The organism is Halosimplex litoreum, assembly GCF_016065055.1.
Taxonomy (GTDB): Archaea; Halobacteriota; Halobacteria; order Halobacteriales; family Haloarculaceae; genus Halosimplex; species Halosimplex litoreum.
In genome coordinates this window covers 2,288,490-2,304,418 of sequence record NZ_CP065856.1, presented here as the reverse complement: position 1 = coordinate 2,304,418, position 15,929 = coordinate 2,288,490, and the positions used below count along the sequence as shown (strand labels likewise).

At 69.9% G+C, this 15,929-nt stretch carries 14 protein-coding genes; 8 read left to right on the top strand and 6 right to left on the bottom strand.

Going from position 1 to position 15,929, the window contains the following annotated elements; translation table 11 throughout:
• Positions 1-32 precede the first annotated feature (32 nt).
• Both I7X12_RS11465 and I7X12_RS11460 read right to left on the bottom strand, forming a co-directional pair.
• Positions 33-1,370 (bottom strand): hypothetical protein, encoded by a 1,338-nt coding sequence (locus I7X12_RS11465; protein WP_198060218.1) that lies wholly within the window; start codon positions 1,368-1,370, stop codon positions 33-35.
• Positions 1,367-2,119 (bottom strand): hypothetical protein, encoded by a 753-nt coding sequence (locus tag I7X12_RS11460; protein ID WP_198060217.1) that lies wholly within the window; start codon positions 2,117-2,119, stop codon positions 1,367-1,369. The genes I7X12_RS11465 and I7X12_RS11460 overlap by 4 nt, the downstream gene beginning before the upstream one ends.
• A gap of 94 nt (positions 2,120-2,213) precedes the next feature.
• Here I7X12_RS11460 and I7X12_RS11455 point away from each other — a divergent pair, with 94 nt between their 5' ends.
• Entirely contained in the window at positions 2,214-3,731 is a 1,518-nt protein-coding gene (locus I7X12_RS11455; protein ID WP_198060216.1) for a glutamate--cysteine ligase family protein, read from the top strand.
• 505 nt (positions 3,732-4,236) lie between these two features.
• Here the strand turns inward: I7X12_RS11455 and I7X12_RS11450 are convergent.
• The 4 genes from I7X12_RS11450 to I7X12_RS11435 all read right to left on the bottom strand — a co-directional run bounded on the left by I7X12_RS11450 (position 4,237) and on the right by I7X12_RS11435 (position 7,560).
• Positions 4,237-4,518, bottom strand: a complete 282-nt coding sequence (locus tag I7X12_RS11450; protein ID WP_198060215.1) for a hypothetical protein — start codon at positions 4,516-4,518, stop codon at positions 4,237-4,239.
• 139 nt (positions 4,519-4,657) lie between these two features.
• Positions 4,658-5,740, bottom strand: coding sequence for a class I SAM-dependent methyltransferase (locus I7X12_RS11445; protein WP_198060214.1), 1,083 nt, complete (start codon positions 5,738-5,740; stop codon positions 4,658-4,660).
• Positions 5,741-5,793: 53 nt separating this feature from the next.
• Positions 5,794-6,333, bottom strand: coding sequence for an SHOCT domain-containing protein (locus I7X12_RS11440; protein WP_198060213.1), 540 nt, complete (start codon positions 6,331-6,333; stop codon positions 5,794-5,796).
• An 84-nt stretch (positions 6,334-6,417) separates the two neighbouring features.
• Complete coding sequence (locus tag I7X12_RS11435; RefSeq protein WP_198060212.1) at positions 6,418-7,560, bottom strand: 60S ribosomal export protein NMD3; 1,143 nt, start codon at positions 7,558-7,560, stop codon at positions 6,418-6,420.
• Between the two features lie 238 nt (positions 7,561-7,798).
• Between I7X12_RS11435 and I7X12_RS11430 the strand changes: the two genes are divergently transcribed.
• The 7 genes from I7X12_RS11430 (at position 7,799) to I7X12_RS11400 (ending at position 15,906) form a co-directional block, all read left to right on the top strand.
• A complete protein-coding gene (locus I7X12_RS11430; protein WP_198060211.1) occupies positions 7,799-8,227 on the top strand; it encodes an HIT family protein in 429 nt (142 codons plus the stop codon).
• A gap of 73 nt (positions 8,228-8,300) precedes the next feature.
• The gene (locus I7X12_RS11425; protein WP_198060210.1) at positions 8,301-9,050 is read left to right on the top strand and encodes an AAA family ATPase; all 750 of its coding nucleotides are present in this window, start codon (positions 8,301-8,303) and stop codon (positions 9,048-9,050) included.
• A 178-nt stretch (positions 9,051-9,228) separates the two neighbouring features.
• Positions 9,229-11,388, top strand: coding sequence for an assimilatory nitrate reductase NasA (gene nasA, locus I7X12_RS11420; RefSeq protein ID WP_198060209.1), 2,160 nt, complete (start codon positions 9,229-9,231; stop codon positions 11,386-11,388).
• Positions 11,389-11,820: 432 nt separating this feature from the next.
• Complete coding sequence (locus I7X12_RS11415; protein WP_198060208.1) at positions 11,821-13,143, top strand: MFS transporter; 1,323 nt, start codon at positions 11,821-11,823, stop codon at positions 13,141-13,143.
• 1 nt (position 13,144) lies between these two features.
• A complete protein-coding gene (gene mobA / locus I7X12_RS11410) occupies positions 13,145-13,714 on the top strand; it encodes a molybdenum cofactor guanylyltransferase (RefSeq protein ID WP_198060207.1) in 570 nt (189 codons plus the stop codon).
• Positions 13,715-13,921: 207 nt separating this feature from the next.
• Positions 13,922-15,733: a nitrite/sulfite reductase gene (locus tag I7X12_RS11405; protein ID WP_198060206.1), complete on the top strand. Its 1,812-nt coding sequence runs from the start codon at positions 13,922-13,924 to the stop codon at positions 15,731-15,733.
• Positions 15,733-15,906: a hypothetical protein gene (locus I7X12_RS11400; RefSeq protein WP_198060205.1), complete on the top strand. Its 174-nt coding sequence runs from the start codon at positions 15,733-15,735 to the stop codon at positions 15,904-15,906. Before I7X12_RS11405 ends, I7X12_RS11400 begins: the two co-directional genes overlap by 1 nt.
• Positions 15,907-15,929 lie beyond the last annotated feature (23 nt).

Here is a 15,929-nt window from a genome sequence, read left to right as displayed (position 1 = left end):
TCTCGAACGGAACGACGGTCGCGGTCGCCAGTTCACTCGACACCGAGCGCGGCGAGGGTCTCGTCGACGGCCGCGGGGACCGCGCCGGCGATCACCTCGATCTGGAGATACAGGCCGATATCCTCGACGACCCAGCCGAGTTCGACCGGGTCGTCGCCGGCCTGTCGATCGAGGTGACGACTCACGTAGTCGAACCAGCCCGCGAGCGAGGCGAGTTCCGTCCGCGCCAGCCGCTCGTCGGCGCTTGCTTCGAGCGCGTCCTCGACGGCCGTCTCGGCTGCCCGGCGCAGTGTCTCGACGTCGTCGGCGCTCTCGACAGTTCGGTGCTCGTCGGCGGCGATCCGCTCGCGCAGCGTCTCGAAGCCGCCGATCTGTGCCAGCGACTCGACCTGCCACAGGATCCGTCCGGGAAGTTCGGTCTCCGGGACGAACTCCCCCTCGTAGGGGAGGTCGCCGTGCAACTCGCGGAGCGCCGCGCCGGCGACCGTCCCGTCCAGATCGCCGCCGCCGTCGACGAGAGCAGGAACTTCGGCGTGCTCGGCGGGTTTGTCGGCCATCCGCGAATCGATCGTCTCGGCCAGCGCGTCGCGGGCGTCGGCGAACGTCGTCTCCAGCGATCGGGGCTCGGACAGCGAGGCGGTGAACCGCTCGTCGACGTGGCGCGCGTCGGCGAGGGTGGCGCGAGCCTGTTCGACCTCGCTGGCGTGTTCGCCGACGACCAGCGGGGTGACCGGGGACGACTCGTCGAACCCCTCCGCGAGGTGGCGCTCGGCGTCGCGGAGCCAGTCGCCGACGAGCGCGTGGACGACGAGCGCCCGGACCGGATCCTCACCGACCAGGGTCCGCCGTTCGCGGAACTCGCGGCGGTCCTCGTCGACCGACCGCCGGGTAGAGCGCACGTCGACGGCGGCCAGTTCGTCCTCGATAGCGGCCCAGGCGGCTTCGACTGCGCGGGCGGGGCCGCGGGCGTGAGCGAGTAGTTCGAGCCGCTCGCGGGTGTCGGTCGCACGGACCGCCTCGGCGAGGTGCTCGCGAGCGTGCTCGGCGCGGTCGGCGATCTCCTCGCGCATGGCGCCGTTGGGGAGGTCCTCGGGGGTCAGCGGCAGCGGCGCCACGTCGAGCATCGCGTGGGCGCGCTCCCGGGAGTCGGCGACGTGGGCGTCGGCCACGTCGACGGGCAACGAGTGGTCGACCGTCGGTCTCTCGCGGTCGGCGATCCGAGCGAGGGGCGCCGCGTCGAGTTCTACTGGGTTCGCCCCGAGCGGGTTCGGCAACGCACCACAGCCCGACAGCAGCGTCGTGGCGCCGAGCGCGAGCGCTCCGCGGCGGGTGAGGCGGGCGTCAGCCGACTCCGTTCGCTCGTCCGTCATCGGGACTCCCCGTCGGTGGCGGTGGGGGCGTCCGCGGCGGTCGCCGAGCGTGGGCGGGGCGTCGAGCGAGTGCGCTCGCGCTCGCGTCCCACCCCGAAACACCGCCCGTTGGCGACGCCGGTGGCACCCATCTCGAACTCGTCGGGGTCGAGGGCGGCCGGGATTCGAGCGATAGTGGCGCGGGTGTCACGTTTCCCGCTCTCGCAGGCCACGTCGGCGCCACGGAGGAACCGACCGTAGCCGGTCTCGACCTCACCGTCGTTCCAGATGACGTGACAGAGCACCAGCCGGTAGCACTCGCGGACCGAGCGCCCCTCGACCAGCAGCGTCTCGCTGTCGAAGTCCGTCTCGGCGACGAACCGACGGGCGGTCTCGGCGCTCGCGGAGACCTCGGTCTCGGCCGCGCGGTCGGCGACGACGAGCGTCTCGGCGGTGGCCGCGTCGGCGATCAGCCCGTCGGTCTCGCGGGCGGTCGGCTCGACGGTGGCGTCGGCGGTCGGTCTGTCCGTTGGGTCGGGGACGAACCAGGCGAGCGGGTCGCTGTAGTCGGCTTCGTCGGCGCGGAGGGTGACGTACTCGGGGTCGACGACGCGGTCAGCGGCGGCCGTGGGGACCGACCGGGACGACGACTCGACAGGGGTGGCGGCGTCCTCGGGACCGGCGTCGGTCCCGCCGTCGGGACAGCCGGCCAGGCCGGCCGCCAGTCCGACCGCGGCCTGGAGGGCGCGGCGGCGGGTGAGTCGGGGCATCTGTCCCAGCGTCGGGGCTCGGCGGTAAATATCTCGTGGCTCGTCTCGGCCGAGTGCCCCACGTTCAAGTACCGCGGCGGTCGAACGGAGTGGTATGTCCGGCTCCGAACTCGCGGCTCGCGTCCGAGCGGCACAGGCGGTCGACCGCGAGGCGTTCGACCGGCGGGCCGCCGAGGAGGCCGAGCGGCTCAAAGCCGAGGTGCGCGACGGCACCTTCGACAACACGGAGGCCATCGTCGGCCTCGAACTCGAACTGTACGCCGTCGACGCCCGCTCGGGCTCGCTCAAGCGGGTGCCCCGCGGCCTGCTCGATCTCATCGGCTTCGAGAAGGAGCTGGGGCTGCACAACGCCGAGATGCAGACCAGCCCCCAGCCGCTCAACGAGCACGGCCTCGTCGCACAGGAGCACGAACTCAAGGCCAACCTCGCGCCCGCCCTCGACCGGACCGGCCGCGACGACATCCGTCTGGTCAGCGACGGCATGTGGACGGTTCCACCCACGGGCGAGACCGCCACCGACTACCTCTGTGACTCGGTCGAACAGGACGGCGTCCGCATCGCGACCAACATGTCCGACGCCGCTCGCTACCACACGATGGCCAACACCGACTACCCGACGGGGATGCGGGTCGAGGCGCCCCACGTCTCGCTGTCGGCCGACACCGTGATGCCCGAGAGCCTCATCACCTCCATTCAACCGCACTACCAGATCCCCCACGCCCCCGACCTGCCCGAGTACTTCCGCTACGCCCTGCGGGTCGCCGGCCCGCTGCTCGCACTCGGCGTCAACGCCCCGTTCTTCCCGCCGGATCTGTACGACGACGACGCCGACGACGAGACGATCGTCGAGGACGCCTGGCTGGAGAACCGTATCACCGTCTTCGAGGACGTGCTCAACCCCGACGACGACGGCGCCGCCGACAAGGTCCGATTCCCCCCCGATTTCGACTCCGTCGAGGCGGCCATCGACGACGTCGTCGCCGACGAGACCATCGTCCCGATGGACGTCGAGGCCGGCCAGCGCTTCGACGACGCCTTCGCTCACTTCCGACACAAACACGGCAGCTACTGGCGGTGGATCCGCCCGGTCTTCGACGGCCCCACCGAACCCCAGGCCAACGCCCGCATCGAGTTCCGGCCGCTGCCCGGCCAGCCGACCGTCCGCGACGCCGTCAGCTTCCAGGCGGTGTTCGCCGGCCTGCTCACCACGCTCACCAGTATCGAACACCCCGTCCGCGCGATGGAGTGGGAGACCGCCCGCGAGAACTTCTACGCCGCCAGCCGCGAGGGACTGGCCGCGGACCTCACCTGGATCACGAGCGACGGCGAGGAGACGACCGACCTCGACCACGTCTACGGCGAGCTGTTCGAAGCCGCCCGGCAGGGCCTGGAGACCCAGGGCCTGCCGACCGACGCCGCCCGCCGCTACGTCCGCCCGCTACGCGAGCGAGCCGACCGCCGGATTACCCCCGCCCGCTGGAAACACGACCACGTCGCCGCCGCCGTCGACCAGAACGTTCCCCTCGCCGAAGCCATCTGGGGGATGCAATCGGCCTACGTCGACCACCAAGAGGAGACGCTACTGGAGGGCACCTTCGTCGACTGGCTGTGAGCGCGAGCCGTCGCTCGCCGTTCCCGTGAGGTGTCACGCGACGGTTCCCGCACCACTCCTTCGTTCTCGGTCTTCGCTCAGTGTAGGGGATAGAGTGTGCAATTGTGGTGGCGCGCGCTGTCGCGACTCTCGTGTCGCGACAGCACCGCGCGAGGGATGAGCGAACGAGCGTAGCGAGTGAGCGAATCGGTTGGGGAGGATCGTGGCCGTTTGCGGCTGCTGTGCGTGGCAGTGCTGTCCTGGCGTCTCGGCGAACGGAGTGAGCCGAGGCTCGGAAGACGAACGCAGTGAGTCTTCCGGCGGACTGAAAGGGCGAGGCGCGCTCGTGCTTGTCTAGTCGTCTGAGCGGGCACTATCCGCGCGAGCGGTGCGGAGAGCGCGGATATCTCGGTCAGCGACCACGAGCGCGCCGAGGGCTTTCATCGCTCACCGTCGACTACGGTCACACTCACTCCGTTTTCTTCCACGACAGATCGAACAGAAACCACTGCTCAACGAGTAGACGCTACTCCTCGTCGAGTTGGACCTCGACGCGCTCTTTGAGGGCGTCGGCGTGTTCCTTGGCCGTCGCGGCGTGTGCCGAGTCCTCGGTCTCGACGAGCCGGTCGACGGCCTCCTCGAGCGCGACGAAGTGCTCGGGTTCGTTCTCGAAGAACGCCCCCAACCGGTCGACGTGCTCCCGGGCCGCCGAGGCGTTGGTCTCGTTGTAGCCGACCTCCAGGCCGGCGAGACGGGCGTCTAAATCGTCCAGCGTCTCCAGCACCCGCTCGTACGGCCCCGGCGCCATGTACGGACTGTTCCGCCCCACGGGATAAAAACTACTGTGGTGCCCGCGGTCCGGAACCGCCCCACGCTGTCGGGAGCCGTGCCACCGAGCCGACGACCCCCACGGGACCGACCGATCCGTCCGCCTCGGACCGACCCGGTCAGTCGACGCGCGCGTCGACGACGACGTGGGCCACGCCCTCGCTGTAGCCCTTGACGCGCCGTGTTTCGAGGACCTCGACCGACCGGCCGCGCTCGGCGGCCGCCCCACGCAACCGCTCGACGGGGCGGTCGGGCACCAGTCCCTCGGGCGTGGCCTCGTGCATGTGGACGACGCCGCCGGGTTCGAGCGCCCCGAGCGCGCTGTCGAGGTACTCGTGGGCGTCGTAGTAGCCCATCACGATCCGGTCGGCCCGTACGTCCGTCGTCGAGCCGACCTGTGCGAGGTCGGCTTCGTCGCCCTCGTCGGTCCGTGGCGGATCCGCCGCCACGCGAAGCACGTCCCGACAGTCCGCGCGGTAGGGCTGGACGCGGTCGGTGACGCCGTTTCGGCGGACGTTCTCCAGCAGGAACTCGAAGGAAGCGGGGTTGCGCTCGATCGCGGTCACCTCTGCGCCCGCGCGGGCCATCGGCAGCGTGAAGTAGCCGATACCGGCGAACATGTCGACGACGCGTTCGCCGTCCGAAACGGTGTCGCCCATCCGCGCCCGCTCGGCCTTGTTCCCCGGCGAGAACATCACCTCGGCGAGATCCATCGCGTACGTGGTGCCGTGCTCGCGGTGGACGGTCTCGGTGTCGCCCTCGCCCGCCAGCACCGTCACGTCCGGCTCGCGGTGGGCGCCGGTGATCGGGCCGCGAGCGAGGACGGTGTCGGCGGCGCCGTGCAGGGCCAGCAGCGCCTCGCCGAGTTCTTCGGGCCGTGGCGCCTCGCCGGGGTCGACGAGGACGACCGTCCCCAGAACCGCCCAGGACGACGGCGCCAGTTCGATCTCCTCGTCGGTCCAGCCGCGCTCGCGGAGGTGGTCGGAGAGGTCTCGGAGGCGGGGTTCGCCCACCTGTCGGACGACCTCGCGGTAGTCGACGGCCACCGGAACTGCGGTCACCGGGAGCGAGACGCTGCCCTCGTCGTACTCGCGGACCGCGCGGTCGGGGTCGTAGACGCCCGCCCGTTCGAGGTCGTCGATGACCGCCTCCGCGCGAGGCTTGTCGACGACGACCGCCAGTCGCTCGTCGCGCTCGTCCATCTACTCCTCCCCAGACGGTCGACGGCCGAAACGGTTTCGAGTCCGAGCGCCGTTCAGGTCGACTCCGGCTCGCGGTCGCGACCGGGCGCCTGCGGGCGGTCGTCCGTCCGTGACTGCGCGTGCGACCCCTGGCGGGCCGCCGGTGGTCGCACGGCCGAATCCGACGGGCCCTCGCTCGCCCGTTCACCCGCACCGTCTTCGGCCGCCAGCAGCGCGTCGAGGCGGCGCTCGAACTCGGTCTGGTCGATCTCACCGCGGGCGAACCGCTCGCGGAGCGTCTCGACGGGGTCGTCGCCGTCGGGTCGATTACCGCTCGCCTCCCGGCCGTCGAGCACCGACGGGAGGTCGACGGTGCGCTCGCCGAGCGACCCCGGCAGGTCCACCGGCGAGAGGTTCAGAACGACCCACACGAGCAGCGCCGTCACCGGCGTCGCCAGCAGCCAGCCCGCGATCGCGACTTCCAGAGCGGTGACGACACCGCCGTTGAACAACACCAGCAAGACGGTCGGCAGCGTCGAGACGGCGATCAGCACCGGCAGGAGCGCGACGAACCGGCGAGTCACGGTCCGAATCGAACGGAGGGCTTCGCGCATGTGTCGGTCAACCGGTCGAACCACGAAAAAAGTTGTCGCCGCCCGGTCAGAAGCCGCCGCCGTTCCGGCGATCGACGGCTCTCGTCAGTCCTCGCCGGCGTCGACGGCGTCCTCGGGGAGGACGTGGAGGCCCGCGCGGCTCTTGACGACGGGCACCTCGTCGGCGTCGGTATCGAAATACTCCGGACGGGGGATCGTCTCGGCGGCGTAGGTCTCGGGGTCGAGCACCTGCACGGCGTTTTCGTCCTCGACGGCGACGACGGTCGTCTCCGTAGCGTCCTCGCGAGTGCCCAGGCGGCGCGCGTCGGGCGCGTCGCCGTCCTCGAAGCTGGCCTCGTAGTCCTCGCCGGTGGCCAGCCGGGTGCCCTTGAGGTTGCCCCGGACACTGCGGACGAGGATCGGCCCGTCGCCGTCCTCGGGGTCGATGACCTCCCCCGCCCGGTAGCGGGGCAGGCGGACGGCGAAGGTCACGCGATAGACCTCGTTGCCGTCGCCGTCTTCCGTCACGAGCGTCTCGTAGTCCTCGAAGCCCCCGCCCAGGCGGTCGGTGATCCGTTTGGCGATCCCCTGACCCATCTGGTTGGTGGAGATCTTCATGTTCAGCCCCTCGTCGACCTCCGTGACCTCCGTGATGAACGCGTTGCGGTCGCCGGTGGCCTCCCGCTCGGCGATGTAGGCTTCGGCGACCTCCTGTGCGGTCTCCTCCTCCTCGGCGGTCGGCGTGCGTTCGTCGGCGCGGACCTGCACGATCGCCGCGTAGGAGCCACCGGCGATCCGGCCACAGCGGTCGCAGGTCTGGCGGGCGATCTTCACCGGGACGACCACCTCCTCGGAGACGAGCGTCCCCCGGACCACGCCGGAGAACTGGCAGTGCATCCTGATGTTGTTCTCGTCGACCTGTTCGGGCGCGACCTCCCAGCTCACGTCGGTGGCGTCGAGGTGGACCCCAAGCGCCTCCGAGACCTCCTCGACGGCGATGTCGGTGTAGTCCTCGGCGCCCACGTCGACCCAGCGGTTGCCCCGGTGGACCGCGCCACACTGCGAGCAGACGCGCACGTCGATGCGGTCGGGCGCGTCGACCAGATCGAACTCCTCGAAGTAACAGTCGTCACAGAGCACGCTGTCGCCGTCGCGCGACCCCGCCCCGCCCGGCGCCGCCGGCCGGGCGTCGAGGTCCGCCTCTATCTCCGTCCCGCAACGGGGGCAGAACTCGCCTGAGCGACTCATTGGCCCCTCGTACTTGCCTCGGCCGGTTAAGCGTCGCGTTCCCGGCCGCGTCGCCGCCGTGCGAACTCGCTCAGTCGGACGCGTCCCGCAGTCCCGAACGGGACGCGGACGACGTACGTGTCCTGCAGGTCGTCTCTCGCGTGACGTACGAGCCCGCACCGGCGACTGCACCCCCGACGACGAGCGCGATGGGCCACCCACCGACGCCTTGATTGGGACTCGCGTCGACCACCCGGGCATGAGCGACGACTGCATCTTCTGCTCGATCGTGGCCGGGGAGATCCCGAGTCGAACCGTCTACGAGGACGACGACGTGCTGGCCTTTCTCGACGCGAACCCGCTGGCGTCGGGGCACACGCTGGTCATCCCGAAAGCGCACCACGAACACGTCCAGGACATGCCGAACGACCTCGCGGCGGACGTGTTCGCCGCGATGCAGCGACTCGTCGACCCGATCGAGTCGGCCGTCGACGCCGACGGGTCGACCGTCGCGTTCAACAACGGCGAGGTCGCAGGCCAGGAAGTGCCCCACACCCACGGCCACGTCGTCCCACGGTTCGAGGACGACGGCGGACGGCCGATCCACTCGGTCTTCGGCGAGCGGCCGGATCTCGACGACGACGAACTCGACGACATCGCCGCGTCGATCTCCGGGAGCGCCGAGTAGCGACCGAACCGCCCCCGTTCCGACCGGACCGCGAGGCGTAGGTTTTTCACAGAGTAGCTGACAAACCGACCACATGAACGGAACGCGGGGCGGTGAGATCTACGCGGTGGTCGGGGGCGTCGGCGGCGCAGGCGCGACGCGGCTGTCCGTCGAGTTCGCGGCGACGCTGGCGCGGGCCGGCCGCGACGTGGCGGTCGTCGACGCGGCGTTTTCGACCCAGGGGCTGGCAGCGTTCGTGCCCGAGCGGATCGAGCCGGACGTGACGCGCGTGCTGACCGACGACCGGCCGCTGGCGGCGGCAGAGACGCGACTCGGGCTCGACGTCCCGGGGTCGGTGACCGTGGCGCCGGCGCGGACGCCCTTCGAGCGCCTGGCGCGCGCGAAGACCAGCGAGTGCGCTCGCAGGCTCGCCGAGCGGCTGTCGGCGGCGACCGAGCGCTACGACGCCGTCTTCGTGGACGTGCCGCCCGTGGGGGCCAACCAGTCGGTCGCGGCCGTGACCGCCGCCGACGCCGTGGCGCTCGTCGTCCCCGACGCCGAGCGCGGGAGCGACGCCGTCCCGCGGCTGTGCGACCGACTGGCCGACGTGGACGCCGCGGTCGACACCGTGGTCGCGAACCGTGTCGACGGCGACCCGACCGTCGAAGCGGCCGACGCGGTCGTTCCGGTGGGCGAGACGGAGTCGCTCTCGGACGCACCGGCCGCCGTCGAACCGACCGCGTTCGCCGTCGCCGTCGCCTCCACGGTGGAGACGCTTACCGGTGCCGACCTCGACCTGCCCGAACCCGAGTCCTCGTCGATGAGGGACTACCTGCCAGGGTAGTCGCTACCGAACTGACCGTTCGTTCCGATTTCTTCGAAATATACTTTAATTCTCTAAGGGATAGTGTTTAGTGTAGGACGTATAGACTAGTGAACGACAGAATGGTCCGAGATCGTCTACATTGCAGCGGAAGATCGGGACGAACCGGTAGTCGGGGCCGACCGGTGGTGATCGGGCCATGAGTGACTGGGTGCCGACGACCTGCATGCGGTGTGCGGTCGGCTGTGGGCACCTCCAGCGGGGGGCCGACATCGGGAACGGGATCGACGTGGTGCGCGGCGACGCGGCCCATCCGGTCAACCAGGGGCTGGCCTGCCAGCGCGGCGTGCGCGAGACGGCCGACCCCGGCGGGGAGTGGCTGACGCGACCGATGGTGCGCCGGGACGGCGAGCTGGTCTCGACGACGTGGGACGTGGCGCTGTCGGAGGCGCTGAGCGCCTTCCAGGGGATCGAAGACTACCCCGACGGCGAAGTAGCGGTGTTGGGCAGCGGCCAGCAGACCAACGAGGCGGCCTACGCGCTGGGTAAGCTGGCCCGCGGTGGCTTCGGGACCCGGTACTACGACGCCAACACGACGCTGTGCATGGCCAGCGCCGTCACCGCCTACTACCAGGCGTTCGGGAGCGACGCGCCGCCCTGCAGCTACGACGACATCCCCGAGGCCGAGGCTCACGTCGTCTGGGGAGCCAACCCGGCGGCGGCCCATCCCGTCATGTTCCGGTGGATCCGCCAGGCGGCCAGCGAGGACGGGGTGGAACTGATCGCCGTCGACCCCGTCGAGACCGAGACGGCTGGCCACGCCGACGCCCACGTCGCGCCCGAGCCCGGACAGGACCTGGCGTTGGCGCGGGCGGTGCTCGCCCGAGTCGTCGAGACCGACCGCGTCGACGCAGAGTTCGTCGCCGAGGCGACCGAGGGGTTCGACGACCTCCGGGAGACGCTGCCCGACAGCGAGACCGCCGCCGAGCGGGCCGGCGTCCAGATGGCCGACGTGGACCGCCTCGCGGACGCCTTCGCGCGGGACGCGCTGTGTTACTGGGGGATGGGCGTCAACCAGCACGTCCAGGGGACCGACGTCTCCCGGGCGCTGATCGACCTCTGCCTCGCGACGGGCAACCTCCGGCCGGGGAGCGGCCCGTTCTCGCTGACGGGCCAGGCCAACTCGATGGGGACCCGGGTGTGCTCGTGCAAGGGGAGCTGGCCGGGCCAGCGACCGTTCCAGGACCCCGACGAGCGCGCGTTCGTCGCCGAGGAGTGGGGCGTGCCCGTCGACCGGCTCCCGGACGACGCGGGCCCCGGGCCCGTCGGCACGTTCGACGCGTTCGACGACGAGGTCGGGGTCGCCTACACCGTCGCGACCAACCCGGTCGCGGGGATGCCCGACGCGAGCGCGGCCAAGGCGGCGCTCGAGGATACGTTCCTCGTCGCCCAGGACGCCTTCCGGACCGAGACGACCGACCTCGCCGACGTGGTCCTGCCAGCGGCGACCTGGGGCGAATCCGAGGGGACGGCGATGAACATGGAGCGGACCGTCTCGCGCGTGCGAGCGGCGACGGAACCGCCCAGCGGCGTCTGGACCGACCTGCGGATCGTCTCGACGATCGGCGCGCGGCTGTTCCCCGAGCTGTTCGACGACCCGAATCCCGACCCGGAGCGGCTGTTCGACGAGTTCGCCGGGATGACCGCCGGCAGTATCGCAGACATGTCAGGTATCACCTACGACCGCCTCGAGGACCGCAAGGCGCTGCGCTGGCCCGCGCCGGACGCCCAGACGGACGCCGGCTATCGCTACTACGACGGCGACGACGGCAACCGCGGCTACGTCCCGAGCGAGGGCGACAACGGGGTCGCGCCAGAACCGGACACGGGCGAGGAATCGTGGTCGTTCCCGACGCCCAGCGGGAAGGCGGGGTTCTCGACGGCCCGTCAGGAAGGGCTACCCGAACCGGTCGACGACGACTACCCGCTGACGCTGACGACCGCCCGCGAGTCCGAGCAGTACAACACGGGCGTCCGCTCGCGGGACGTGGACGACCTCGATCCGGTGGTCGCGCGAATCAACCCCGAGACCGTCGCCGCTAGCGACGCCGTCGACGAGGGCGCGGTCGTCGTCGAGACACGCCGTGACGCCGTCCCCGCGACGGTCGACCCGGACCCAGCCGTGCCGGAGAGGCTGGTCTGGCTCCCGATCCACCACCCGGCGACCAACCGCCTCACCGTCGACGCGCTTGACCCACAGTCGAAGGAACCGAACTTCAAACAGTGCGCCGTCCGACTCGTCGCACCCGCCGACCGGGCGACCGCCGCGGCCACGTCGACCGCGCGCGCCGACGACTGACCGCTCCGTCCGGATCTCTCGCCACCCTCGCTACCGCCGCTCATCACACCCAGCGGCCGGAACGGGCGCGATCTGACCCGCGACGTCCGGCCGCGTCCGGCGCGCACACTCGCGCAGTGATAGAAGATTGATGATTCGGCGACCCCTGTCCGAAACTCGACGCCCGTCCGGTTTTCCGAGTGCGGATTCGACGTATTACATCCTTATATCTTCGTTATTCCTCCTAATATCTCCCGTTCGTCCAGATGCCGAGCTACTGTGTTGAACTTCTAAACGACTAGGATTATATGTTACGAGTATCCAAATTATATCCGTGTAAAGGTGGACGTTCAATATGGGATTCGATAAAATACTGGACGAACAAACGGAAATGGTCGTTAATTACGGTTCAGCGGTCGTCGGTGCGGCCGCCGGTGAGGGGGAGGTGCCGGCATGGGACTGATCAGGATGACCAAGTGGCGGACGCTGGTGCTCGCCACGGTCGGGTTCAACTTCTCGTTCCTGATCTGGTTCTCGTTCGCCCCGTTCACGGAGCCGATGGCCGAGGAGTTCGGGCTCTCGCTGGCGGAGATCGGGATCCTGGCGAGCGCGGCCATCTGGCTGGCGCCGTTCGGCCGCATCCTGACGGGCTGGCTCTCCGACAAGTTCGGGGCGCCCGCCGTCTTCGCCATCGTGCTCACGTACGTCGGCGTGTTCTCGATAGCGAGCGCGTTCGCACAGAGCTACGCCGTCTTCTTCGTCGAGCGGCTCATCGTCGCGACGGCGGGGATCACCTTCGTCATCGGGATCCAGCACGTCTCCGAGTGGTTCGAGGAGGAGAACCTCGGGACCGCCGAAGGCATCTACGCCGGCATCGGCAACGCCGGTGCGGCCGGCGGCGCGCTCATCCTCCCGCGCGTGTTCGGCTCGAACTGGAGCGGTCCGCTGTTCGAGACGAACTGGCGCGCTGCCTTCTTTTACACGGGCTGTGTCTCCATCCTGCTGGCGGTCGTCTACTACGCGCTCGGCGAGGCCGCAAAGAGCGACGAGAAACGGCAGGCCACCGCCGACAACGCGAGCTTCAAGGGCTGGTTCTACACCGCCACCCGCTACGGGACGGTCGTCCTCGCGCTCGCCTACGTGATGACCTTCGGGCTCGAGCTGTCGATGAACGGTTGGCTCGCGACCTACTACCGGGAGGGGTTCTCGACGGACAACCTCGTGCTCGCGTCGACGTTCGCGGCGACGTTCTCTGTCGCGGCGGGCCTGCTGCGACCCATCGGCGGCTACGTCAGCGACGTGCTCGCCCGCAACGAGCGGAACATCCTCCCAGTCTTCACTGGACGCTACCGCGAGCAGTGGACGTTCGTGACGCTGTGTTTCGTCATTCTGACGATGTTCGGGATGACGCTGGCGGGCCTCTCGGGCGTCGTGCTCGGCGCCGTCGCCGCCGGCTTCCTGGTCGGAACGGCCTGCGCCTTCGCGGAGGGCTCCATCTTCGCGCAGGTGCCGGCGATGTTCCCCAACAGCTCCGGCGCGGTCGCGGGCGTCGTCGGCGGCGTCGGGACGGTCGGCGGGATCGTCTACCCGCTCGTCTACTCCGCGCCGTTCCTGGCGAACCTGCACATCGGCTACTCCATCGTCGCCGTCTCGATGATCCCGATCGTCCTGCTGGCGGCGTGGGTGTTCCAGCCCCACGTCGCCGAGATCGCGACCGAGAGCGGCTTCGTCGGCGCGAGCGGTGGTTCGGAGTCGGCCGCCCCGGGGGACGACTGAGATGCGGTCGGCACTGTTGCTGGCCGGCGTCGGGAACGCGTTCGACCCCCACGCCGAAGCGACGCCGCTGCGTCGGGTCGCCGACGCGGTCGCGTCCGCGGTCGACGAGGTCGTGGTGACCTGTTCGGCCGACGACCGCGCCGCCGCGTCCGAGGCGCTCGGTGACCTCCCCCACCGGCTCGCGGTCGACCCGATCGCCGACGAAGGCCCGGTCGCAGCCGTCCGGACCGGCGTCCGGGTCACGACGGGCGACGCGGTCGCCGTCGTCGCCGGCGACGTGCCGACCGTCGACACGTCGCTGCTCGACGACTGCTTCGACGCCTGCGCCGACACCGCCGCGGTGCCCCGCAGCGACGGCCGGCTCCACCCGCTCCACGCCGTCTACGACGCCGACGCGGCCCGCGTCGCCTGCGATCACACGCTCGCGGCCGGCTCCGGCCGGCTCTACGACGTGCTCTCGCGGCTCGACCCCGTCGTCGTCGACGCCGAAGCGCCCGACGTGGACGCCCACCCCCTGACCGCCGGCTCGCACGCGGACCTCGCGCCGGCCACGGACCGACTCGGCACCTGACCCCACGACCGGAACTGCCGCCCGATCCCACCCAAATGCGTTTAAGATCATTGTATTTCGAGCGTTCGTTCGAATATCGAGACAGTATATCGAAGTGTTAAACGATTATTCTTATATGCGTCGCAGTCGGCTAGCTGAGACGTAAACAAGAAGACGAACGTTCGAGTATTTGCCGAAATTGCGGACAAACCTAAACAGAGACAATCCATGCCACACAAGAAGGAAGCCTGGAAGGACGAGATGTACGGGGACGAAGTACGCGAGAAGATCGAGGAGTTCGCCGAGAAGGGGTGGGACGCCATCCCCGAGGACGAACGCGACGAGTGGTTCTCCCGGTTCAAGTTCTGGGGGGTATTCCACCACCGCGGGGGCCAGGAGTCGTATTTCATGATGCGGCTGACCAACTGCGGCGGCGTGCTCGAACCCGAGCAGCTGAAGGCCATCGGCGAGGTCGCTCGCGACTACGCCGAGGGCCCCGTCGAGAACCCCGAGTTCGGCAACGGGTGGATCGACTTCACGACCCGCCAGTCGATCCAGCTCCACTGGCTCAAGCTGGAGGACGTCCCCGAGATCTGGGAGAAGCTCGAAGCGGTCGGCGTCTCCTCGCGCTCAGCGGGCGGGGACACGATGCGCAACATCTCCGGCTGCCCGGTCGCCGGCAAGGCCGAGGAGTACGTCGAGTCCCGGGAACTGCTCGACGAGATCCAGGCCGACATTCGCGGCGACGACGAGCTGGCCAACATGCCCCGGAAGTTCAACATCTCGGTGACGGGCTGTCGCCAGGGCTGCGCCCAGGACTCGATCAACGACATCGGCCTCGAACCGGCGCACAAGTTCATCGAGGTCTCCGAGCTCGACTCGGAGAGTCGGCAGACGGAGTCTGACGGAAGGGAGGAAGTCAAGGGCTTCAACGTCCGCGTCGGCGGCGGCCTCGGCGGCCGCGAACCGCGCGAGGCCCGCCCGCTGGATCTGTTCGTCACGCGCGACCAGGCCAAGGAGACCGTGCGGGCGTTCGTCGAGTACTACCACGAGGCGGGCAACCGCGAGAACCGCTCGAAGAACCGCGCCCGTTTCTTCGTCGACGAGCACGGCACCGACGCCATCCGCGAGGAACTGGACGAGCGGCTCGACTTCGAGCTCGAACGCGCGGGCACGGACCTCCGCGGCGAGTACACCTACAACGCCGGCAAGTCCAGCGAGCGGGGCGCCCACGACCACGTCGGCGTCTACGACCAGAAAGACGGCAGCAACTACGTCGGTCTCTCCGTCCCGGTCGGACGGATGCCCGCCGAGGACGCCATCGACCTCGCCGACCTCGCCTCCGCGTACGGCTCCGGCGAGGTCCGGCTGAGCCGGCGCCAGAACCCGCTGATCATGGACGTGCCGGACGGGCAGCTCGCGAACCTCCTCAACGAGGACCTGCTCGACACCTACCGGCCCGAGCCCAACCCCTTCGAGCAGGGCGCGATGGCCTGCACCGGGACGGAGTTCTGCTCGCTGGCGCTGACGGAGACGAAGGCCCGGATGGCTCGGATGCTGCGGTACCTCGCCAAGGAGGTCGAACTGCCCGACGACGTGGACCGCATCAAGATGCACTACTCCGGCTGCACGGCCGACTGCGGCCAGGCGATGACCGCCGACATCGGCCTGCAGGGCATGCGCGCTCGCAAGAACGGCGAGATGGTCGAGGCGCTGGACGTGGGCGTCGGCGGCGGCATCGGCGAGGAGCCGACGTTCATCGAGTGGGTGCGCCAGCGCGTCCCCGCCGACGAGGTGCCGGGGATGATCGCAAACCTCGTCGAGGCCTACGCCGCGCTGCGCGAGGAGGGCCAGACCTTCCGCGAGTGGGTCGACGCCACCGGTCACGAGACCATCGTCGAACTCGCCGAGCCCGAAGAGGTCGAGGGGTACGAGGACCCCTGTCTCGCCGACGGGAAACAGTCGTGGTACCCCTTCGCCGACGGCGAGAGTCCGGCGCCGACCGACGCCGAGGGCCAGCCGCTCTCGGCGGACGACTAATGGTCGACCCAGCGACCGACCGCGACGCCGCCGCGGACCGAGCGGCCGACGATACCGGGCCGACCGACACGACGGCGGCCTCGGAGGCCGCCTTCGACGTGGCGCCGGAGCTGTTCGGCGCCGCGCCCGGCGACGGCGACCGCCACCGAGTGCCGGACGACGCCGCGCTGTAGGACCGATTGTGCTCGTTTTCGCG

Bases quoted from the DNA above. Each gene is read 5' to 3' on its own strand.
- I7X12_RS11465 (WP_198060218.1), bottom strand. From the start codon at position 1,370: ATGACGGACGAGCGAACGGAGTCGGCTGACGCCCGCCTCACCCGCCGC.
- I7X12_RS11460 (WP_198060217.1), bottom strand. From the start codon at position 2,119: ATGCCCCGACTCACCCGCCGCCGCGCCCTCCAGGCCGCGGTCGGACTG.
- I7X12_RS11455 (WP_198060216.1), top strand. From the start codon at position 2,214: ATGTCCGGCTCCGAACTCGCGGCTCGCGTCCGAGCGGCACAGGCGGTC.
- I7X12_RS11450 (WP_198060215.1), bottom strand. From the start codon at position 4,518: ATGGCGCCGGGGCCGTACGAGCGGGTGCTGGAGACGCTGGACGATTTA.
- I7X12_RS11445 (WP_198060214.1), bottom strand. From the start codon at position 5,740: ATGGACGAGCGCGACGAGCGACTGGCGGTCGTCGTCGACAAGCCTCGC.
- I7X12_RS11440 (WP_198060213.1), bottom strand. From the start codon at position 6,333: ATGCGCGAAGCCCTCCGTTCGATTCGGACCGTGACTCGCCGGTTCGTC.
- I7X12_RS11435 (WP_198060212.1), bottom strand. From the start codon at position 7,560: ATGAGTCGCTCAGGCGAGTTCTGCCCCCGTTGCGGGACGGAGATAGAG.
- I7X12_RS11430 (WP_198060211.1), top strand. From the start codon at position 7,799: ATGAGCGACGACTGCATCTTCTGCTCGATCGTGGCCGGGGAGATCCCG.
- I7X12_RS11425 (WP_198060210.1), top strand. From the start codon at position 8,301: ATGAACGGAACGCGGGGCGGTGAGATCTACGCGGTGGTCGGGGGCGTC.
- nasA (WP_198060209.1), top strand. From the start codon at position 9,229: ATGAGTGACTGGGTGCCGACGACCTGCATGCGGTGTGCGGTCGGCTGT.
- I7X12_RS11415 (WP_198060208.1), top strand. From the start codon at position 11,821: ATGGGACTGATCAGGATGACCAAGTGGCGGACGCTGGTGCTCGCCACG.
- mobA (WP_198060207.1), top strand. From the start codon at position 13,145: ATGCGGTCGGCACTGTTGCTGGCCGGCGTCGGGAACGCGTTCGACCCC.
- I7X12_RS11405 (WP_198060206.1), top strand. From the start codon at position 13,922: ATGCCACACAAGAAGGAAGCCTGGAAGGACGAGATGTACGGGGACGAA.
- I7X12_RS11400 (WP_198060205.1), top strand. From the start codon at position 15,733: ATGGTCGACCCAGCGACCGACCGCGACGCCGCCGCGGACCGAGCGGCC.